We start from the raw sequence: 21789 nt of genomic DNA, 5'->3' as shown, positions 1-21789 counted from the left end.
GAAAAAATCTTAACTACCAATTAAGCCTCTATGATTATGCAAAAGCTGATCGACTTTATCTAAATCACCTTCTATTTCATACTTGCGGATATTATTCTCCAACTCCTTTAACTGCTGATACTTACTTAAAAGTTGACTAGCCTTGCCAAACTCACCGTTAACTTCACAATTACGAATCTCAGTTTCTAATCTTTCTTTCTCCATCTGCAACTGATACTCCTTTATTTTTTTGATATAACCTGTTATTTCCTGCTGATAATCCAAATCATCAGGCATCCACACTTCACTCATCGATAGCTGAGTTAATAACCGTTTAGCTTCAGGATTATCAAGCTGATCTAAAGCTTTATCGAATTTAAACTCTTCTTCCTCAAATTCAAAGATAAGTTGGGCCACTAGTTGATACTCCTCTTTGATAAAATCAGCAGGAGTAAGTAATTCCCTAACTAACTGCAAAGTTCTTTGATCCTTTATCATTAAAGCCAATAAATACTTAGCCGATTTTAAGTAAATATTTTTCGCATCAATCCCATTAGTACCATTTTCTGTAGGAGTATTAGACGTATCTCTATTATTCCCCACTCGATAATTTATATCCCGTTCTGGCCCGCCATTTTGATGCTTATAAGAGCGCAAACGATCCCAAAGTGTATCAATATCCACATTTACCCTTTTAGCTACCTCACTAATATATAATCGCAACTCTGTTTCATTTTCGATATCTGCCAAAATAGGAATTAATTCATCTACTATTCCTACCTTTTCCTCAATTTTAAAGGAATTACGTTGAGCAAGTAATCTTTCTATTCTAAACTGAGTTAAAGTCAAAGCTTCTGCTAATAAAGATTCAAAATAATCTTTTCCCTGCTCACCAATCACCTCATCTGGATCTTTAGCTGGCGGCAAATCTACAATATAAACCTCTAAACCTACCTTTTTTAAAATATTCAAGCCACGCAAAGTGGCCTTTTCACCAGCAACATCACCATCATAAGCAATATAAACTCGTTCTGCATAGCGATTTAAGAGCTTAGCCTGCCTCTTAGTCAAAGAAGTGCCTAAAGAAGCTACTACTTTTTTAAGTCCAGCCTGATGAGCAGTAAGCACATCGGTATATCCTTCCACAACAATGGCTTCACCACTATCTTTAATTTCTTCTTTAGCAAAATTAAGCCCATATAACTCCTCACTCTTATCAAAAATCAAAGACTCCGGCGAATTAAGATATTTAGGCTGAGAATCATCAAGCACTCTACCTCCAAAGCCTATCACCTGATCTCTTTGACTAAATATACTAAAGATCAAACGATTTCTAAATCTATCGTAATAACCATTTTGCTGTTTTCTAGAAATTATCAAACCAGCCTCTGCCAACAAAGCTGGTGAATAACCTCGCTTTTTAAAAAAATTTAATAAATTATCCCAACTATCAGGAGCATAACCAACTTTAAACTGAACTAAAATCTCTCTTTGATAACCACGATTCTGTAAATAATTATATGCTTCTTCACCCAGATTTGTGTCTAATAAGAGATAATTGAAAAGCTTAGCAGCTAAAGTATGCACTTCATAGAGCTTACTTTTTTTAGTCCTTTCTTCTTCACTTAAACCTCCAGCTCCTGCTGGTAAATCTAAACCAACTCTTTGGGCTAATATCCTAATAGCCTCTGGAAACTCAACCCCCTCAATCTCCATTATAAAATTAAAAACATTTCCTCCTTCTCCACAACCAAAGCAGTAATATAGCTGCTCTGTAGGAGTAACTGTAAAGGAAGGAGTCTTTTCTTCGTGAAAAGGACACAGTCCCTTATAGTTTTTACCTGCTTTTTCTAAACGCAGATACTCAGAAACTACATCTATAATATCATTAGTCTCCCGAACTTGATCTATAAAGTCTTCATCGATATACGCCAATCTAATTCACCCTTAATTTCTATAATAATATCTTGAAATTATCTATAAATCTATTTTTGTCTATTTGTGAATATTTATGAGACCCTTTAATATACTCACCACCTCGTCTCAACTTAGCAGTATGATGTCTCTTAGCTAAGAGATAGTCTATATTATTATCATCAAAAATCTTTCCTCGAGGTGAAATAACCTGTACCTGCTTAGGTAATAAAAGGGCAGCTAAACCATAGTCTTGAGTAACAACTAAATCACCCTTTTTAGCTAAATTGACTATCTTCATATCCACCGCTTCTGGGCAACTATCAACTGTAATAGACTTTACAAAATCATTATCATACTTAGCAGACCAATGAGCTAAGCTACTAATAAATAATACTTGGCAGTTAGCCTTAGCAGCTAAATCGATAATTAAGTCTTTAATCGGACAAGAGTCTCCATCAACCAAAATCCTCATTTATTCAAAACTCCTTTAAAAATTATACAGCAATAAGAAAATTTCGAGAAAAATTCTTAAACTCCTGCTTATTTAGTAATAAAAATAAAAATAATTCTGTATTCAAGTTTATCTTTTCCAATATATATAAATCTATACATTAACTAGGCCAAGCTTGAGGTAAAAATAACTCTTGGGCCTTATTTAAAGCATATCTATCGGTCATTCCTGCTATATAATCAATCACTATTCTATCCAGTTCAAAATCCCCTAACTTATTTCTAAACTCCGTTGGCAACCTTTGGGGGTTTTGATTATAATAATTAAAAAACTTTTTCAAAAGATTTTTGACCTTATCCTCCTCTTCTTTAGCCTGAGAACCGATATATACTTCAGCATACAGGAAGTCACGCAAATTATTAGTAGCTTTTTTTACAGTAGGACTCATTTGAATTTGCTTAGCTTGATAGCTATTCTCTACTATATCCCTGACCATTCTATTAATTCTTAGTGAATGGCTTTGACCTAAAACTTCTAAAGCAGATTGAGGAAGATCAGATTTAGAAATAATTCCTCCTCGCAAAGCATCGTCAATATCATGGTTTATATAAGCAATTCGATCAGCTATTTTAACAATTTCCCCTTCTAATGTGATAGGTTTTTGCTTGCCAGTATGGTTTAATATTCCATCTCTTACTTCATAGGTCAAATTAAGTCCTAAATAAGCCGCTTTCTTAAACTCTAACAGCTTTACTACTCTCAAACTATGCTGATTATGCTCAAAACCCGGAGTATAAACTTCATCCAAAGCCTCTTCTCCAGCGTGCCCAAAGGGAGTATGGCCCAGGTCATGGGCCAAAGCTATAGCCTCCGTCAAATCTTCATTTAAAGCTAAAGCTTTAGCAATACCACGCGCTACCTGGGCTACTTCCAAAGTATGAGTTAGACGAGTCCGATAGTGATCACCCTCAGGGGCAATAAAAACTTGAGTTTTATGCTTTAAACGTCGAAAAGCCTTAGAATGTATAATTCTATCTCTATCTCGTTGAAAAACAGTCCGCAGTTCACACTGTTCTTCTGAATGTTCTCTTCCTTTACTATTAATACTTAAAGCAGCCTGGGCAGCTAAGTTTTTTACTTCTAACTCCTCTAATCTCTGGCGATAATGCATATTTAGCGAAGTTCACTAGTGGCTTTAGCTACTTTAGCTACCCTTCTACCAATAATTTCTGCTCTCTCTTGAGCTTCACTATCATCAGCAGCCATTATTCGACCGGCAGCTCCTTGATGTCCAGAATCGCTTTCGCTATCACCATCACCTACAACTATCATCCCTTGCACTAACATCATATCGTGAATAGCCTTTAAAGTAGTCTCTTGACCTCCAAATCTAGCCGCTCCAATAGCTAAGGCGCCTCCAACTGTATTTAATAAGCCCTGTTCTTGTCTTAAGTTTCTGGTCATATCCCAAAAGGACTTCAACTGAGCACTTACAGTACCAAAATAAACTGGGCTACCTACAAGCAAACCATCAGCTTCTGCTAATAATTGATACTGTTCTTCTAAAGCAGTATCCTGATAACAGTCAGCACTACAAGGATGTGAACAAGCAGTACAATAAGGTTTAGCTAGTTCTGATAAGCTCTCAGCAGCCGAAATCAGCTTTGTCTCTGCTCCATCATCCTCTGCTGCTACCAAAGCCTTATTTAACAGCAGACTAGTATTTCCATCGTCGTTCGGACTACCATTTAAGCCTACAATCAGCATTAAAAATCATCCTTTCACTTTTGGATTTTTACATACCATGTTTATATTATTATTACAAGATAATAATCAGAACTCCTTTAAAAAAAGAAAAATATAGAAAAGAGATAAGGTGCTGCACCTTATCTCCCTTCCAATAGTTCTTTAATTACTCACTTTGAATCTTAGCTTGAGCAGCAGCTAAACGAGCTACTGGCGCTCGATAAGGTGAGCAACTTACATAATCTAAACCATACTCTTGACAGTAAGCAATAGATTCTGCTTCGCCTCCGTGCTCACCACAAATTCCTACCTTTAAGTCATCATTAACTGCTTTACCATCTTTAGCAGCCATTTTAACCAACTTACCTACTCCCTTATTATCTAAAGTAATAAAGGGATTAGCTTCGATAATCTCTTCATCTACATAATAATGTAAGAACTTACTTTCAGCATCATCACGGCTGAAGCCAAAAGTAGTCTGAGTTAGGTCGTTAGTACCAAAGGAGAAGAAGTCTGCCTCTTTAGCTATCTCAGCAGCAGTTAAACAGGCTCTAGGTAGCTCAATCATAGTACCTACTTTATAATCTAACTCCTGTCCAGCTTCTGCCAATAACTGATCAATCTCCTCCTCTACTTGTTCTCTTAAAATTTTAAATTCATTCACATGAGTAACTAAAGGAATCATAATTTCCGGTTCTACAGCAGCTCCTTCTTCTAGTAACTTCAAAGCCGCTTTGAAAACAGCTCTAACCTGCATTTTATAAATTTCTGGAATCATAATTCCCAATCTACAGCCTCTAAAGCCTAACATAGGGTTAGATTCACTCATATTTTTTACCTTGCGTAATAGTTCTTCTTTTTCTCTCAACTTCTCCTGCTTACCTTCAATCCGCAGTTCAGTGACCTCTTCAATTAATTCTGGTAAATCAGGTAAAAATTCATGCAAAGGCGGATCTAAAAGCCTAACCGTTACTGGTGCCCCTTGCATAGCTCTAAAGATCTCTTCAAAATCACTACACTGCATCGGCTCCAGCTTAGCTAAAGCCTCTTCAGCTTCAGCATCAGATTCACTGAGGATTAACTTCTGCACAATAGGCACTCTATCGGCAGCCATAAACATATGCTCCGTTCGACAAAGCCCAATCCCTTCAGCTCCAAACTCTAAAGCTTGACTGGAATCAGGGCCCGTATCAGCATTAGCTCTAACTCCTAAATCTCTAATTTCATCGGCCCATTCAAGTAGCTGCTGACACTCCTCACTCAAGTTAGGTTCAATCATATCCACATGGCCTACCATTACCTCACCAGTACCACCATTAATGGTAATATGATCTCCTTTATTGATAGTTTGGCCTCCAGCACTAAACTCCTGAGCCTCAAAGTCTATCTTCACAGCTTCACAACCACAGACACAAGGCTTGCCCATTCCTCGAGCTACCACTGCCGCATGACTAGTCATTCCCCCGCGAGTAGTCAATACTCCTTGAGCAGCTAAAACACCGTGGATATCTTCCGGAGTAGTTTCTAAGGTAATCAGTACTACCTTCTCACCTTCTTCAGCTAATCTTTCAGCTTCATCAGCAGAAAAAACCGCCTTTCCGGCAGCCGCCCCTGGAGAAGCCGGTAAGCCTTTAGCAATCACCTCAGTTTCAGCATCAGGATCAATCTGACTATGTAGTATTTTCTCAATATGTTCTGGCTCTACTCGCAATAAAGCCTCTTCTTCATCTATTAATCCTTCAGCTACCATATCAGCAGCTATCTTAATAGCAGCTTTAGCCGTTCTTTTACCGGTTCTAGTCTGTAACAGATATAGATTTCCTTTTTCAATCGTAAACTCTATATCCTGCATATCTTGATAGTGCTCTTCTAAAGTTTCCGTTACTTCTACTAGCTGTTCATAAACCTCTGGTAAAGAGTCAGCTAAACTACTGATAGACTTAGGAGTTCTAATTCCAGCTACTACATCCTCACCCTGAGCATTTAATAAGTACTCACCATAGAGCTCATTCGCTCCAGTAGATGGATCACGAGTAAAGACTACTCCTGTTCCTGAATCATCTCCCATATTTCCAAATACCATTGTCTGAATACTAACAGCAGTTCCTAAATCATGATCGATATCATGAGCATCCCGATAAACTATAGCTCGTTTATTATTCCAAGAACTAAATACAGCTTCCACAGCAGTAATTAACTGCTCCATCGGATCTTGAGGAAAATCAATTCCAGCTTCTTGCTTAATAATACCTTTAAATCTACTTACTAACTCCTGTAAATCTTCCACAGTTAAATCTAAATCATCATCAGCTCCCACCTCATTCTTCAACTCATCCAATTTTCTACCAAATTTATGGGAGTCTATTTTCAACACTACATTTCCAAACATTTGAATAAATCTTCGATAACAGTCATAAGCAAAACGTTCATCTTCAGTTTCCTTAGCTAAGCCCTGCACAGATTTATCATTCAAACCTAGGTTTAAAACAGTATCCATCATGCCGGGCATAGAAATAATTGCTCCAGAACGTACTGATAATAGTAAAGGATCATTGTCATCTCCAAAGTTTTTATCCGTCTTTTCCTCTAACTCTTTTAAGTATTCTTCAATACCTGCTTCTAAAAAGTCCGGTAGTTCTTCTCCTTTTTCAAAGTAAAGATTACAGGCTTCAGTAGTAATAGTCATCCCCGGCGGTACCGGCAGATCTAAGCTAGTCATTTCTCCTAAACTAGCTCCCTTACCTCCTAAAATTGGTTTTAAGTCTAAGGATGCTTCCTCAAATGAATAGATGTACTTTTTGTCTGATGTCACTTTAATTATTCACTCCTTCTTTAGATTTACGAATCCCATTTTGAAAGTAATTAGGTTTTTGTTTAATCTTATGCTGAGCTTTGATATTCCTGACAGTCCCAGTTTTGCTCCTCATCACTATAGAGTGAGTTTCTGCTCTCTCTCCTCCATAGTACTGCACACCTCTTAATAATTCACCATTAGTGATGCCAGTCACTGAGAACATAGCGTCATCACCTTGTACTAAGTCTTCAACGCCAAAAATCTGCTCTATATCTTCAATCCCCATTGCTAAAGCTTTTTCAGTCTCAGCTTGATTACGGGGTGCTAGACGAGCCTGCATATCTCCACCTAAGCATTTTAGAGCAGCAGCAGTTAAAACTCCCTCCGGAGCTCCACCGGTTCCAATCAGCATATCAACTCCTGTATGTTCTAAGGCTGTAGCAATTGCTCCAGCCACATCACCATCACTGATCAACTTAATTCTAGCTCCTGCTTCTCTAACCTCTTTTATGATTTCTCTATGTCTATCTCTATCCAGTAAAATTACTGTCATATCAGTAACCTTCTTACCTTTAGCTTCAGCTACAGATTTTAAATTCTCAGTAGGTGAAGCATCAAGATCAATTGCTCCTTTAGCATCGGGCCCGGTTGCTACCTTCTCCATATACATATCCGGAGCATTGAGCAGATTACCTTTAGGAGCAGCAGCCACTACAGCTAAAGAGTTAGGTAATCCCTTAGCTACCAAAGTAGTACCTTCTACTGGATCTACAGCAATATCTAGCTCTATAGATTCACCACAACCCACACACTCTCCAGTGTACAGCATCGGTGCCTCATCTTTTTCACCTTCTCCAATCACTACAGTACCTTTGATATTGACCGTATCAAAAACGGCTCGCATTGCATCTACAGCAGCCTGATCAGCTCCTTCTTTATCTCCTTTCCCCATCCAAGGAGCAGCAGCTAAAGCAGCAGCCTCTGTTACTCTTACAAATTCTAAGGTTAATTCTCTCTCCATTTATAACTCACTCCTCTCAGCTAATATCTCACTAGCTGTTTCCTCAATAGATTTATTGGTTACATTAATTATCAAGCAGCCTAACTTCCTCATTAAACTTTCAGCATAGTCCAACTCATCTAAAATCCTGTCAACTTTTGCGTAAGCAGCTCCACTATTAAAACGCATAGACTTCAATCTTTGTTGTCGAATTTCTTTTAAAACTGGAGCATCAATAGTCAAACCTACCATTTTTTTGGAAGGTATCTCAAATAACTCTGGCGGGGGATCTACCTCGGGAACTATAGGATAATTAGCAGCCTTATAGCCTCGATGAGCTAAGTACATACTTAAAGGAGTCTTGGAAGTCCTAGAAACACCAACTATTACAATATCTGCTTCTTTTACTTTTTTCATATCCTTACCGTCATCGCATCTAATAGCAAATTCTATGCAAGCAATCCTCTCAAAGTATTCCTGATCTAGCTGATGATTTAAGCCTGGTTTCAATTTAGGCTGCTGACCTAAAAGTTGGGAAAACTTAAGCAAAGCCGGGCCCATTAAATCTAAAATAGGAATTTCATATTTAGCAGCCATTTTAGTTAAATACTCACATAATTCAGGTAAAACTATAGTATAAACTATCAATACATTTTCCTGTCTAGCCCTAGCAATTATTTCCGATAACTTAGCAATACTAGTTACATTAATAAATTTTTTAAACCCTACTTCATCACTATCAAACTGACTAACTACAGCATCAACTACAGTTTCAGCAGTTTTACCTATAGAGTCTGAAACAATATATACAGTTAATTCATCATTTTTTTGATCGCTTAGCAAAGACTCTTCCCCTCCTTAAGTATCCAAAGCAAAGTCAACAAAAGCTTTAGTAATATCGGTTTTGCTAACTCTTCCCACTACTTTAAGTTTTCCATCATCTTCAGCCTTTGATTCAGCATTTAAATTTTCAACTACAGGCAAAGAATCTACTTCATAATCCACAATTCTTTGAGCAGCTGTTAAAATAGTGTTTTCAGCACTAACAGTAATTATATTAGGCATTCTAGTCATCACTATACTGACTGGAATCTGGTTTATATCAGTTTCTCCAATCATTATTTTAAGTAGATCCTTTCTGGAAATAACTCCAGCTAAAGCTTCATCCTGTTCACCTATTACAAATAAAGAGCCAACATCCTCTAAAAAAAGAGTTACTATAGCTTCATAAACTGAAGTTTCCTCTTTAATAATTGTAGGTACTGACTTAATTTCAGCTACTTTTTGACTATACAATTCATCAAGATCTTTTAAATATAAGCTATTATGAGTACAAAAATAACCCACATTTGGTTTAGCTTCTAAAATACTGGCCATAGTTAATACTGATAGGTCAGAGCGGAGGGCACCTCGAGTTAAATCTAACTTTTCGGCTATCTTTTGGCTAGTAATAGGTTCATTATTTTTTACTATCTCTATTATCTCCTTTTGTCTTTCGCTTAAATTAATTTCTATCCCCCCTAGTATTAAAATGTATGCTGAATTAATTAGTTAAATGAATATATCGTGTACATTACTTAAGAATACAGCACAAAAAAGAATATTATATTTAATCCTTTTATATATTTAATACTATATTTAAGTAACTTTTCCTGCTTATTAAAACAGGTTTTCAAAAAATATTATAATTATGCATCATAATAGCTCTTTGTAAAAAAATCAAAGAAGCAAAACTAATAACTTCTCAGTTACTAGTTTTGCTATATAAAAAAATAATTTCATTTGTTAATCAACCCTAAAATCTGATTTGCTGATTCTTCTACGGACTTATTAGTTACATCGATTATGGGACAACCAATCTTACCCATAATCCGATTAGCATAGTTTAATTCACGATTAATTCTTTTTAAAGAAGCATAGTCAGAAGTTAAGTTTAATCCCATTCCCTTTAACCTAATCATCCTAATCTCATTTAACTGTCGCGGATTAATTGTTAAACCTATTACCTTGCGTCTAGGGTTAGAAAATAAGATATCCGGAGGATCCACTTCCGGTACTAACGGAATATTAGCTACTTTATAGCCTCGGTAAGCTAAATAAATAGATAAAGGTGTCTTTGAAGTTCGAGAAACTCCTACTAAAACAATATCGGCTTTTTTAATTCCAGCAACATCGTTTCGATCATCATATTTAACCGTAAACTCAATAGCGTCTATTTTATCGAAGTACTCCTGATCTAGCTTACGCATCAAGCCTGCTTCTAACTTTGGAGAGCTCTCCAACACTTTGCTTAGAGATTCCATCATCGGGCCCATAATATCTACATACTCTATTTGCGCTTCCTCAGCTTTAGTAATTAACTGTTCTTTAAATTCAGGATCAATTAAGGTAAAAACTAAAATACTTCTTTCATTCTTAGCTTCCAGAATTATTCGTTCTATATCATAAATACTATCCACATAAGAAAACTTCTTAGTTTTAACTGCAACCGAACTATTAAACTGGCTAAGTGCAGCTTGAACAACCTGTCTGGCTGTTTCACCAATGGAGTCAGAAATAATAAAAACGGTAGCTTTATCCATCCTTTATCAACTCCTAACAGAGCTTTTAATCCTCTACGATCTGGCCTAGATCAGCCACCTCCATAAAGATATTAACTACTTTTTTCAATAAAGCTAAACGATTATCTTTAATCTCCTCCTTATCAGCCATCACCATTACTGAATTGAAAAAGTTATCAATTGCTGGCTGTAGTTTAACTAATTCACTCATAGCCTCAACATAGTCCTGTTGAGCTACTAAAGAATCTAAGCTTTCCTTAGTATCTAAATAAGCAGTATAAAGCTCCTGCTCAGCTGCATCAACAAATAGTTCCTGATTTATCTCTTCAGTTTGAGCCTTAGTTGCTAAATTACCAGCTCTATTATAAGCTGTAATCAAGTTTTCAAACTGATCCTGAGTCCTAAACTCCATCAAGGCCTGAGCCCTAAGCAGAGTATCATTTAAATCACTAAAATTCGTAGCTAAAACAGCAGCTCTAACATCATAACGAATCCCTTCAGCTTCCATGATCCTCTCCATGCGCTGCTTAAAGAAGTTCAGCACCTCACTTCTCACTTCATCAGCATTTCGCTTTAGCTTATCATTATTAACTAATAACTCTAAGGCTTTATCTATTAAATCAGCTAAGTTAAGAGGAAGTTCAGCAGTCAAAATAATCTTGGCAATACCCTGAGCTTGTCGGCGCAGAGCATAAGGATCTTGAGAACCAGTAGGTATCAAACCAACTCCAAAGCAACCCACAATATTATCAATTTTATCAGCTATGCTAACTAATTTACCAGCAGTACTGGCCGGCAATTCATCATCAGCAGAACGAGGTAAATAATGTTCAAAGATAGCCTCAGCTACTGCTTGTTTTTCACCAGCTAGCTTAGCATACTCCCGGCCCATAACTCCTTGCAGTTTAGGAAACTCCGTTACCATCTCCGTAACCAAATCAGCTTTAGAAAGATAAGCTGCCCGCTTTACTGACTCCACCTCTGCTTGAGCTAAATCAAGGTTTTGAGCAAATTTCTCACTCAACTCCACCATTCTCTCTACTTTTTCGTAGATAGTTCCTAAGTCTTCCTGAAAAATAACTCCTTTTAACTGTTCTACTCGCTGAGCAAAGTCCTGCTGTTGATCTTCAGCATAGAAAAACTTAGCGTCTGCTAATCTGGCCCTTAAAACCTTCTCGTTTCCTTCGCGCACCTTATCTATATAGTCAGCAGAACCGTTTCTAACTGTAATAAAACGAGGCTTCAATTCTCCCTCTTCATCAATCACTGGAAAATAACGCTGATGTTCACGCATAGAAGTAATTAAAACCTCACGCGGCAACTCCAAAAACTCTTGATCAAAGCTACCCATTAAAGCTGTAGGATACTCTACTAAGTAGTTAACCTCTGTCAATAAGTCTTCCTGAATTAAGACCTCTCCTTCAACTTCTGCCTCTAATTCCTTGATCTGCTCTACAATCATAGTTTCTCTTTTTTGCTGATCGACTATTACCTGCTCCTCTTCTAAAGTAGCAAAATAATCATCAATAGAAGCAATTTCAATCTCACCTTGACTGAGAAAACGATGGCCTATAGTATAGTCAGCTGATTGGACACCTGCTAACTCGAAGTCTATCCTTTCTTCACCATAAAAGGCTAAAAGCCACCTAATCGGTCTTACAAACTGCATTTCCTGATCTCCCCAGCGCATAGTCTGAGCAAAGTTTAGCGCCTTAATCAACTTAACTAAAAGCTCCGGCAACAGCTGAGCAGTTTCCTGCCCCTCTTCGGTAGATACAGCAAATAAATACTCTCCATTCTCAGTATCCCTAACCTCTAACTCATCCACACTCAGTCCTTGTCCTCTAGCAAAACCCTGAGCTGCTTGAGTAGGATCACCATTTTCATCGAAGGCAATATTTTTAGCTGGCCCTCGAATCTCTTCAGTTAAATCCTGCTGAGTAGAATCAACTCCCTTCACCAACAGAGTTAAACGGCGTGGAGTCCCATAAACCTCTATAGCATCGATCTCAATCCGCTGTTGAGCAAATAAACGCTGACTATGCTTCTCTAGTTCTGCAAAAGCCGGCTCCATAAATCCAGCTGGAATCTCTTCAGTACCAATCTCCAATAATAAGTCCTTTTTACTCACTTTACTTCCTCCTTTCTTGTTTCAGTAAAGGATGTCCCATAGCTTCCCTTTGCTCCACATAAGCTTGGGCACATAGATTAGCTAAATCTCTAACTCGTTTAATATAGCTTGTCCGTTCAGTAACGCTAATTGCTCCTCGAGCATCCAATAAATTAAAGGTATGGGAACACTTTAATACGTATTCATAGGCCGGCAACACTAAATCAGCCTCTACAGTTCGTTTAGCTTCAGCTTCATAAAGATCAAAAAGCTTTAATAGAGTATCTACATTGGCCGTTTCAAAGTTATAAGTAGAGTGTTCAACCTCTCCTTGATGATGTACATCTCCATAACTAATTCCAGCTACCCACTCAATATCGAATACACTATCCACATCCTGAAGATAAACTGCTATTCTCTCCAAACCATAAGTGATTTCTACTGAAATGGGCTTCATATCAAAACCGCCTACCTGCTGAAAATATGTAAACTGAGTAATCTCCATACCGTCCAACCAAACTTCCCAACCTAGGCCCCAAGCACCTAAAGTAGGGGCTTCCCAGTTATCTTCTACAAAGCGGATATCATGCTGCAAGGGATCAATTCCTAAGGCTTCTAGGCTCTCCAAATAAATCTCCTGAATATCATCAGGAGAAGGCTTCATAATTACCTGGTACTGATAGTAATGCTGAAGTCGATTAGGATTTTCTCCGTAACGACCATCGGTTGGCCGCCGACTAGGCTCAACATAGGCTACATTCCAATCCTCAGGGCCCAAAGCTCTTAAAGTAGTAGCAGGATTCATAGTTCCAGCTCCCACTTCAATATCATAGGGCTGCTGAATAATGCAGTCCTGTGCGGCCCAAAACTCATTTAAAGCATGGATCATATCCTGAAAGTTCATCTTCTCAACTCCTCCTTAATTTATTATTAAACACAAAAACCTCATCGCTGATAGTCAGCAATCTCACTATCAGGGACGAGGTTTCCCGCGGTTCCACCCTGCTTAGCCGCCTACGAAAGACGGCCCACTCAGTATTACTGCTCCAAAGCGCCCTTCACCAAGCAATTATACTAGGCTTCCACCTTCCCTAGCTCGCTTTAATAATTAACTCCGGCTACTCTTCTTCTTCAACGCAAGCATATCGATTTGTCTTAAATATATCAGACCTGTTAACTATTGTCAATATTAATTTCTACTTAGTTCTACAGACTAATTTTTCAATACTAATCTATATTTTTTAATTACTTCCCTGAGCATTTAAAACTCGAATAAAGTCCAAAGTCTTCAATGGTTTTTCTAAAATAGACTGTAAGTAATTAGGAATTACTTTAGCTAATTGCTGCCTAGACTTAACAGGTAACTTTAATCTATTTAAATGACGATAATCAATCTCCAATAAGCGATTCATAATAGCTACTGAACCTTTACTTAAATACATAGCATACTGATCCTTAGCACTACAATCTCCACAAATAACTCCTCCTTGTTGAGAGCTAAATTTAAGTTTAGTTAACTCCTCCAAAGCTGTATCGCATTCTACACAACATTTAAGCTCTGGTTGATAACCCAATAATCTAAGTAGTCTTAATTCAAAAAATCTAACTACCAACATTAAATTTTCTTCTTTACTTAAAAGATTTAAACTAGTTAATAACAGAGCAAATAAAGCTTGATCTCTTTCCTGATCAACTGTAAGTTCATTAACTAACTCAGCTAAATAGGAAGCGTAACTCATCTGCCACAGGTCAGCTCTCAAATCAGCAAAAGACTTTAAAACTCTCACCTGATTTACTTTAGCTAAAGACTTGCCCTGATAAAGCTGTAACTGATTATGAGTAAATACTTCCATAGCTCCAGCCAAACGGCTGCGAGTCTTACGCACTCCCTTAGCTACCGCTCTTACCTTACCCCGCTCTTTAGTATATAAAATAGCTATCTTATCTGCTTCTCCTAACTCATAGTGTCTAAGTACGATTGCTTCTGTTTGATAGAGGGACATTAAAATCAATCCTTTACTTTTTAAGTGTTCATTTGTAGTTTTCTGGGAAAATTAATAAATCCCTCTTTTTCAAAGTTAGTATTCCTCAATTGATTAATTACTATTCTATTAAAATTAGGCTACCCCTGAAAGAATAGCCTAATGTCTTAAAAGTTATTTATTTAGCTACCTTAATAGAGATCCCCTACTGCTTCTGCCTCTGGTATAATCTTCATCACAGTATAAACAGCTTGAGCGATCCAATTTTTCTAACTGTTCAGCAGTCAATATTTCTCTTAAAGATAAGCGTTGTTCATCTTTTAATTCCATCAATTCAGCTCTTAATCCATCAATCTCATTTTGTAAACTTCTTAATTCGCCATCACTTGCCTCGCTATCATAGTAAAGCTCACGCAGTTGAGCTCTTTTATCCCACATCTCTTCTCTAACTAATTCCGACTTTTCATAGTACTCAATCTTTAAATCTTCAAGTTCTCTTTCCTGTTCTTCTGTTAAATTTAAATCTTCTCCATCTAATCTACTCCGTCCTCTATCACAGTCTACCCCTCTCATTCCATAATCTCTACCCATCATTCCCTGACCTCTACTACCAATTCTAGCAAAAGCTAATGAAGAGAGACCTAAAACCAATACTAAAATTAAAACTACACTTACAGTTTTTTTCATAATTAACTCCTCCTTATTTTCAATTTCTAAATATAGTATAAGGCAAAGTTATTAAGAAAGCATTAAGGAATCCCTAAGATTTCTTTAAGATTACTTTACAACTTTAGGTAAAGTAATCTTAAATTCAGTTCCTACTCCTTCTTCACTAGCCACCTCTATCTTAGCATTCAATCCTTCTATTATCTCTTTCACAATAGCTAAACCTAAACCGGTACCTTGCTTATCTGAACCCCGGGCCCGATCCACTTGATGAAATCTCTCCCAGATATAAGGCAGTTCTGAATCAGAAATTCCAATCCCATTATCAATGATCTTAACTTCAACCTCCTCTTCAGTCCCAGTAATACTAATCTCTATTTTACCTTCAGTTTCTGTAAACTTAATTGCATTACTGAGCAGGTTAATAAATACTTCCTGTAACCTATCATAATCCGTCTCAATTATCAGCTCTTCTTCACCCTCGATAATAACCTCTCTTTTTCCAAGCTCAGACTCCAAATTAACCACTACCGACTCAATTAAAGAAGTTAACTTTACCTTCTCCAACTCAAACTCAATCTGTCCCGACTGCAATTGAGCCAAATCAAGGATATCAGTCACTAGCCTAGTCATCCGATCAGTTTCACTCAATACTCGTTGCAAATAATCCCGTTGCAGCTCTACATCCTCCACCAAACCATCTAAAATAGCCTCTAAATAGCCCTGAATAGCCGTTAAAGGAGTCTTCAACTCATGGGAAACATTAGCCACAAACAGTCTCCGCATTTGATCCAGCTTTCTAATCTGAGTTAGATCCCTAACTAATAAGATAGCTCCCCATAAACTATCATCACTCTTTTTAACCGGGGCCCCGTGAGCTAGAATAACTTTATCCTGCCACTCAAACTCCTCTTTTAACTCCTCTTTCTCTGTCAAGACTGCTTCAGTTAAATCAATCAGTTCTTCAGCTAAGAATGATGCTGGAGCCTGCTCTAAAATCTCAGCTTCAATATCAAATATTTTCTTCAATCTAGGATTAGCTAATAGAACTTTTCGTTCTACCGAAACTCCTAATACACCTTCCCCCATACTATTTAGCATACTTCTCATTCTACTCTTTTCAGTATTTAAAGCATTAATATTTTCAGATAGTCTAGCCGAAAGATAATTAAAGCTTTCTCCTAACTCGCCAATTTCATCCCCAGGTAAGTTTTCTATTTTAGTAGCAAAGTTTCCTCCCGCCATCTGTTGAGCCTTTATCTTCATTTCCTTTACTGGTTGACTAATTCCTTTAGAAATAAAGTAACCCAATAGCAAGGCTAAGAAAACCGCTCCTAAAGTCACCTGTAAAGTTAAATTTCTAACCTTTAACACCGTTTCTTGTAGACCTTCCACCGGAGATATTAAAAAAAGAGCCACTTCCGTGGAAAGAGGAAAAGCCACCCCAATAATAGATTCATCCACCAACTTACTATCACTACGAAAGCTTACCCGCTCTCCTGTTAAAGCCTTTTCCAACTCACTTTCTAAATCTGTTAATCTTTCAGTTACACAACAGCTATCACCTTCCTGCTGCTCAGAAAAACCAAAGTCCAACTCCGATTCTCGTCGCCCTCTTCCTCTCATATCTCCTCGTTCTTCTCTCATGCTTCCTCCATGATGTTCTTTCATCATTCTTTGCATTCTAATTCCTTGATTAATAATCTCGCTTTCTTTATTAACTAGCAATAAACTAGTATCCACTAAGTCTTCAGCTATCATTAATAGTTCACTAAGTTCTGCTTCCTGAGCTCTTTCTTGTTGATAAGATAATAGCTGAGTTACCATCTCTCCTTTATCGAGCAGTTCTTCTTCTTTAGCCTGTACAAAATAATCCTCTAAATACTGCGGTAATAAAGTCAGCAGAACTAATAAAATTAAAATAGGGATTATAATATAACTACCCATAATTTTAGTAAATAATCTATTAATCATTTTGAGGCACCTCAAACTTGTAACCTACTCCCCAAACAGTACTAATATAGCCTAGTTCTAACTTATCTCGTAACCAGTTAACATGAACATCTACAGTTCTCATATCTCCATAGTAGTCTATTCCCCAAACCTTTTCACATAAACGCTCCCGTTTAAATACCTGATTAGGATTTTGAGCCAAAAGTAATAAAAGTTCATACTCTTTAGGGGATAGCTTTACTACTTCACCCTGAACCTCCACTTTGCGTTCTTTAGTATTAATTCGCAATTGCGGATATTCTATTAACTCAGAAGAGCTTTTTTCCTCCCCTAAACCCACTTCACCTTTACTTACCCTTTTTAAAATCACTTTTACTCTAGCTACTACTTCGCGAGGACTAAAAGGTTTAGTAACATAGTCATCGGCTCCAATCTCCAAACCCAAAACTCGGTCAAACTCTTCTCCGCGCGCCGATAAAAGGATAATCGGCACCTCACTTTTCTTACGCAACTTTTTACAAACTTCTAAGCCATCTAATTTAGGCATCATAATATCAAGAATAATCAAATCAATTTCAAACTCTTTCGCCTTTTTAATTGCTTCTTCGCCATCCCGAGCTACAACTAAGTCATAATTTTCCTTTTGCAAATAAAGACTCAAAATTTCAATTACATTTTCATCATCATCTACAATTAAAATCTGCTTCTCATTCATTAAAAACCCACCTTCAAAGTCTTAATATTAATAATTGAACTTATTATAGCAGAAAGATATTAAGAAATCATTAAGAAAAATATTTGTAAAACAGTCTTATTATTGATATAATATAAAAAAGATTATATATAAAAGAGGAGAATAAAATGCTAGAAAACAGCAAAGTTCCGGCTCTATTCAAAAAATCCTTACCTTTTTTCAAAAGTTCTTTACCTAGTAAGGCTTGGTCTTATTTAGACTTTCATCTGCATACTGATGACACTGATGGCTTAATTACCACTGATTTTCTAAAAGGTTTTTTAAAAAATAAGCCTCATTTAATATCTATCACTGATCATAATTCAATTAATAGTTGTTTGGAACTATATTCAACTCCAGGCCTTAATATCATTCCTGGCATAGAAGTAGGATGTAGAGACGGTTTTGAATTTTTAATTTATTTTGAAAAGATTGAAGATTTAGAAAAATTTTATATCAATAGTGTAGAACCTGTTAAACATAGTTATAAAATTGCTAGGACTAATGCAGCCTATCCTTATTTTTTAAAAGAAGCTAGAAAGTATGATTCTTTTATTGTAATTCCTCATATTGCTGGGGTAGCTCAAAAAAATTACTTACAAAATAAGGATTATATCCATCAAGTTACAGCTCAAGTAGATGGCATAGAAACATATAACCACTCTATTCCTAGGAGTAGAAATCGCAAAGCAAAAAGAGTGCGTGAAATTAGAGGTAAGTTTGCTACTTTTGGCAGCGATGCTCATATTGAACAAGAAGTTATATCTTTTTATAAATTTCAAAATAGTAGCTTTTCTAAGTTAGCTTATTTTAAAAAGAATATCTTCAATATTTGTGCAGTGCTACTCTTGTTTGGCAAGCATCTCCATCTCTATTAAAAATCTACTATCCAAAATAACTATATAAATACAGGTAGGTCTTTCTTAAGAAAGACCTACCTGTATTTATATCTAAAAAGCAGCTTATTAATGAAAGCTCAATTCGAGATATTTCTATCAAGCTAATTAAAATCCTAACAGATAACTAAAATAAAACTTTATTAACTATAAAAAATAATATATAATTATAGTAATGATTGGAACTTCATGAAGGGGTCGACTACTATATATGTTGCTAAAAAATATTTTAACAAAAGGAAGTGGAGCTTATGAAAAAAAGACTAGTTTTAGTTACCATCTCTATTATCCTTGTTTCCAGCCTTACTGCTTTAGCTCAAATAGCACTTTTCATCAGCACTGAAGAAGGTAAATTAAAATCAAGCCCAAACGGAGAAACAATAGTTAAACTAAAACAAGGAACAGAAGTAAGGGCTTTAAGAACTCAAGGTGACTGGGTCAGAGTAAGCGTAGAAGGTTGGTTGCATAAAGATTCAATTACTATGGATCCAGAAGCAATTGAAGAGCCTAAAGAAGAAGTTAAAGAGGATTTTAGTTATGAAAACTTAGAACTTAAATCGCTCCACGGTACAGCACAGATTAAAGGGAAGATCAAAAATCAATCAGGACGTGATTATAGTCAAATCACCTTCGTAGTTAATGCTTATAATAATAGTGGCAGAAAAATCGGTAATGGTTACATTACCTTTAGAGACTTTAAAGATGGAGAAATCAAAGACTTTCAAACCCGATTAGGAGCTAGATATTCTCAAGTTGACAGCTATGAAATTAAAGTTCAATAAAGCAAAAAATCAAAGAACAGCGGAGGGAACTTGAAAATAGTCCCTCCTTTATTTAGTTTTCAAACTCATGCATTTAATAGATATTACTCTTCTTCCTCAGCTTCTACTCTTCTTTTTCCAGTTACAATATCAATTCCGCTACTAGCTCCAATTCTATTAGCCCCAGCATCTAACATATCCAAAGCCTCATCAAAATTTCTAATACCCCCACTAGCCTTAACTCCAATACCTCGACCTACAGTTTTCCGAATTAAACTCACATCTTCCACAGTAGCTCCCTCGGGAGCAAAGCCTGTAGAAGTTTTAATGAAATCAGCTCCTACTTCTTTAGCTATCTTACTAACTTCCACTTTTTGCTGATCAGTTAAATAATAAGTTTCTAAAATCACCTTAGTTATTACATCCTTAGTCACTCCGGCTATCTTAGTAGCATCTACTACCGCCTTTATTTCATCGCGAACTATGTCCAGTTCACCTGATTTAACAGCTCCTACATTAATTACCATATCAACCTCTTGCGCTCCATTTCGAAGAGCATTTTTAGTCTCAAAAGCTTTAACCTCTGGAGTAGCAGCTCCTAAAGGAAAACTAATCACTGTACAAACCTTAACTGAACTTTCCTCTAAAAGTTTAGCTGCCAGGGGTACAAAAGCAGGACTAACACAGACAGAAGCAAACTTATATTCCTCTGCTTCTTCACACTTCTTTTTCACCTCTGCTACTGTAGCATCTGCTTTCAAAATAGTATAATCGATCATCTTAGCCATATCTTTAGGTTTAATCGCCATAATTATCAACTCCCCCACTGATCATTTAATTTATTAATAAATTAACCTCGATAACCTAACATTTTCAAGGCCTCATCCTTATCGCGCCAATCTTTTTTAACTTTAACCCATAAATCCAAATAAACCTGTGTTCCCAAAACTTTTTCTATATCATGACGAGCTCTCTTGCCTACTTCTTTAAGCATTTTACCATTTTTGCCGATAATAATCCCTTTTTGTGAATTGCGCTCTACATATATATTAGCACTAACATAAATTAACTCACCATTTTTACGCTCCTCCATCTGTATAATCTCCACAGCCACTGCATAAGGAATCTCTTCTCTAGTTAGATACATAATCTTTTCTCTAACTATTTCAGTAATGATAAACTGTTCAATTTGATCGGTTATCATATCCTCGGGATAATACATCGGCCCTTCCGGTAGTAGTTCCACCATTCTCTCTGTCAACTGCTCAACATTATGACCTGTCTTGGCAGAAATAGGAATTAAATCAGCATAATTACCTAACTGCTCTCCCTTTTCTATTATAGTAGCTAATTTAGCTTTGGAAATGCTATCTATCTTATTTAAAACCATAATCACCGGAGTATCTAAACCCGTTAAATGTTGATTTATTTTCTTATCTAAAGTTCTAATCCCCTGCTTAACATCGACTAAAAACAGTACCAAATCAATCTTATTTAAAGAACGATAGGCTACCTCAACTAAATACTCCCCCATATTATCTTCCGGAGTATGAATCCCGGGCGTATCAATAAAAATCAGTTGAGCATCATCTCTAGTTAAGATACATTGAATTTTATTACGAGTAGTCTGCGGTTTAGGAGTAGTAATTACTATCTTCTGACCAATTAATCTATTAATTAAAGTAGACTTACCTACATTAGGTCTACCTATTACAGTTATAAAACCAGACTTAAAATCATCTTTTTGTTCTAACTCCATTATTTTTCACTCCATCCATCTGTTGATAGTTCTAAACTCATTACTAATCTAGGTTCATTTCTACCGTATTCGGCTGAACGATACTCTTCCTCTGCAAAGCCAAACTTATCCTTATAAAGATGATAAGCTACTTTATTATCGGGAGCTACAGTTAATTCCACTCTTTTGAAATCCTGCTGAACCAGCCAATTAAGAGTATAATCCAACAGTTTAGTACCTAGGCCTTGTCCCTTATACTCTGACTTAATAGAAAAGCCAAATATATAGGCTAATTCGGGACTGCTAAAGTCTCTTAATAACTCCAAAAGGCCTATTGGCTCCTTTTGATTATAAAGCACAAATACTCGACCGTGATTAATAAAAGGCACTAAGTGCCATTTATTTAAAGCTCCTACTCCAAAAGCTTCTGTTTCTAAAGCTACTAATTGATCCAACAGCTCCTGCTCATAGTCTGTCAATAGTTCAATCTGATAATTCATAA

At 36.5% G+C, this 21789-nt stretch carries 20 protein-coding genes and 1 other annotated feature; of the genes, 2 read left to right on the top strand and 18 right to left on the bottom strand.

Translation table 11 applies throughout. From position 1 onward, the window contains the following. Positions 1 to 9: 9 nt before the first annotated feature. From dnaG to MWH30_RS05265, 15 genes are all read right to left on the bottom strand, one after another. Complete coding sequence (gene dnaG, locus MWH30_RS05335; RefSeq protein WP_248663029.1) at positions 10 to 1914, bottom strand: DNA primase; 1905 nt, start codon at positions 1912 to 1914, stop codon at positions 10 to 12. Between the two features lie 19 nt (positions 1915 to 1933). Beyond that, positions 1934 to 2368 (bottom strand): YaiI/YqxD family protein, encoded by a 435-nt coding sequence (locus MWH30_RS05330; protein ID WP_248663028.1) that lies wholly within the window; start codon positions 2366 to 2368, stop codon positions 1934 to 1936. A 139-nt stretch (positions 2369 to 2507) separates the two neighbouring features. Beyond that, complete coding sequence (locus tag MWH30_RS05325) at positions 2508 to 3518, bottom strand: deoxyguanosinetriphosphate triphosphohydrolase (protein WP_248663027.1); 1011 nt, start codon at positions 3516 to 3518, stop codon at positions 2508 to 2510. 2 nt (positions 3519 to 3520) lie between these two features. Next, a complete protein-coding gene (locus MWH30_RS05320) occupies positions 3521 to 4114 on the bottom strand; it encodes a flavodoxin family protein (RefSeq protein WP_248663026.1) in 594 nt (197 codons plus the stop codon). 145 nt (positions 4115 to 4259) lie between these two features. Beyond that, positions 4260 to 6905 carry a pyruvate, phosphate dikinase gene (gene ppdK, locus MWH30_RS05315; protein ID WP_248663025.1) on the bottom strand — a complete coding sequence of 882 codons (2646 nt, stop codon included), beginning with the start codon at positions 6903 to 6905 and terminating at the stop codon, positions 4260 to 4262. A 1-nt stretch (position 6906) separates the two neighbouring features. Then, positions 6907 to 7908, bottom strand: coding sequence for a class II fructose-bisphosphatase (gene glpX / locus MWH30_RS05310; protein WP_248663024.1), 1002 nt, complete (start codon positions 7906 to 7908; stop codon positions 6907 to 6909). Beyond that, a complete protein-coding gene (locus tag MWH30_RS05305; RefSeq protein WP_248663023.1) occupies positions 7909 to 8730 on the bottom strand; it encodes a pyruvate, water dikinase regulatory protein in 822 nt (273 codons plus the stop codon). Positions 8731 to 8745: 15 nt separating this feature from the next. Next, positions 8746 to 9396 (bottom strand): transcriptional regulator CcpN, encoded by a 651-nt coding sequence (gene ccpN, locus MWH30_RS13925; protein ID WP_504925960.1) that lies wholly within the window; start codon positions 9394 to 9396, stop codon positions 8746 to 8748. A 269-nt stretch (positions 9397 to 9665) separates the two neighbouring features. Then, positions 9666 to 10469 carry a pyruvate, water dikinase regulatory protein gene (locus tag MWH30_RS05295; RefSeq protein ID WP_248663022.1) on the bottom strand — a complete coding sequence of 268 codons (804 nt, stop codon included), beginning with the start codon at positions 10467 to 10469 and terminating at the stop codon, positions 9666 to 9668. Positions 10470 to 10494: 25 nt separating this feature from the next. Beyond that, positions 10495 to 12579, bottom strand: a complete 2085-nt coding sequence (gene glyS, locus MWH30_RS05290) for a glycine--tRNA ligase subunit beta (RefSeq protein ID WP_248663021.1) — start codon at positions 12577 to 12579, stop codon at positions 10495 to 10497. Position 12580: 1 nt separating this feature from the next. Then, the gene (gene glyQ, locus MWH30_RS05285) at positions 12581 to 13462 is read right to left on the bottom strand and encodes a glycine--tRNA ligase subunit alpha (protein WP_248663020.1); all 882 of its coding nucleotides are present in this window, start codon (positions 13460 to 13462) and stop codon (positions 12581 to 12583) included. 68 nt (positions 13463 to 13530) lie between these two features. Beyond that, positions 13531 to 13702, bottom strand: a binding site (T-box leader). 97 nt (positions 13703 to 13799) lie between these two features. Beyond that, entirely contained in the window at positions 13800 to 14561 is a 762-nt protein-coding gene (gene recO, locus MWH30_RS05280; RefSeq protein ID WP_248663019.1) for a DNA repair protein RecO, read from the bottom strand. A gap of 165 nt (positions 14562 to 14726) precedes the next feature. Continuing rightward, positions 14727 to 15227 (bottom strand): Spy/CpxP family protein refolding chaperone, encoded by a 501-nt coding sequence (locus MWH30_RS05275; RefSeq protein ID WP_248663018.1) that lies wholly within the window; start codon positions 15225 to 15227, stop codon positions 14727 to 14729. A gap of 90 nt (positions 15228 to 15317) precedes the next feature. Then, positions 15318 to 17180 (bottom strand): HAMP domain-containing sensor histidine kinase, encoded by a 1863-nt coding sequence (locus MWH30_RS05270; protein ID WP_248663017.1) that lies wholly within the window; start codon positions 17178 to 17180, stop codon positions 15318 to 15320. Then, a complete protein-coding gene (locus MWH30_RS05265; protein WP_248663016.1) occupies positions 17173 to 17874 on the bottom strand; it encodes a response regulator transcription factor in 702 nt (233 codons plus the stop codon). Before MWH30_RS05265 ends, MWH30_RS05270 begins: the two co-directional genes overlap by 8 nt. Positions 17875 to 18020: 146 nt before the next feature. Here MWH30_RS05265 and MWH30_RS05260 point away from each other — a divergent pair, with 146 nt between their 5' ends. Further along, complete coding sequence (locus tag MWH30_RS05260) at positions 18021 to 18770, top strand: PHP domain-containing protein (RefSeq protein ID WP_248663015.1); 750 nt, start codon at positions 18021 to 18023, stop codon at positions 18768 to 18770. A 269-nt stretch (positions 18771 to 19039) separates the two neighbouring features. Then, positions 19040 to 19570, top strand: coding sequence for an FxLYD domain-containing protein (locus tag MWH30_RS05255; protein WP_248663014.1), 531 nt, complete (start codon positions 19040 to 19042; stop codon positions 19568 to 19570). Positions 19571 to 19653: 83 nt separating this feature from the next. Here the strand turns inward: MWH30_RS05255 and deoC are convergent, their stop codons facing one another. From deoC to MWH30_RS05240, 3 genes are read right to left on the bottom strand one after another with little or no spacing between them, the layout of a single operon-like run. Further along, on the bottom strand, positions 19654 to 20358 hold the full coding sequence (deoC, locus tag MWH30_RS05250) for a deoxyribose-phosphate aldolase (protein ID WP_248663013.1): 705 nt from the start codon (positions 20356 to 20358) through the stop codon (positions 19654 to 19656). Positions 20359 to 20399: 41 nt separating this feature from the next. Further along, the gene (gene era, locus MWH30_RS05245) at positions 20400 to 21308 is read right to left on the bottom strand and encodes a GTPase Era (RefSeq protein ID WP_248663012.1); all 909 of its coding nucleotides are present in this window, start codon (positions 21306 to 21308) and stop codon (positions 20400 to 20402) included. Further along, the gene (locus MWH30_RS05240; protein ID WP_248663011.1) at positions 21308 to 21787 is read right to left on the bottom strand and encodes a GNAT family N-acetyltransferase; all 480 of its coding nucleotides are present in this window, start codon (positions 21785 to 21787) and stop codon (positions 21308 to 21310) included. The genes era and MWH30_RS05240 overlap by 1 nt, the downstream gene beginning before the upstream one ends. Between the last annotated feature and the right edge of the window lie 2 nt (positions 21788 to 21789).

It is taken from the genome of Fuchsiella alkaliacetigena, assembly GCF_023227765.1.
Classification (GTDB): Bacteria; Bacillota; Halanaerobiia; order Halobacteroidales; family Acetohalobiaceae; genus Fuchsiella; species Fuchsiella alkaliacetigena.
Note: the sequence above shows the minus strand (reverse complement) of the source record. Positions and strands in the feature narration are given on the sequence as shown.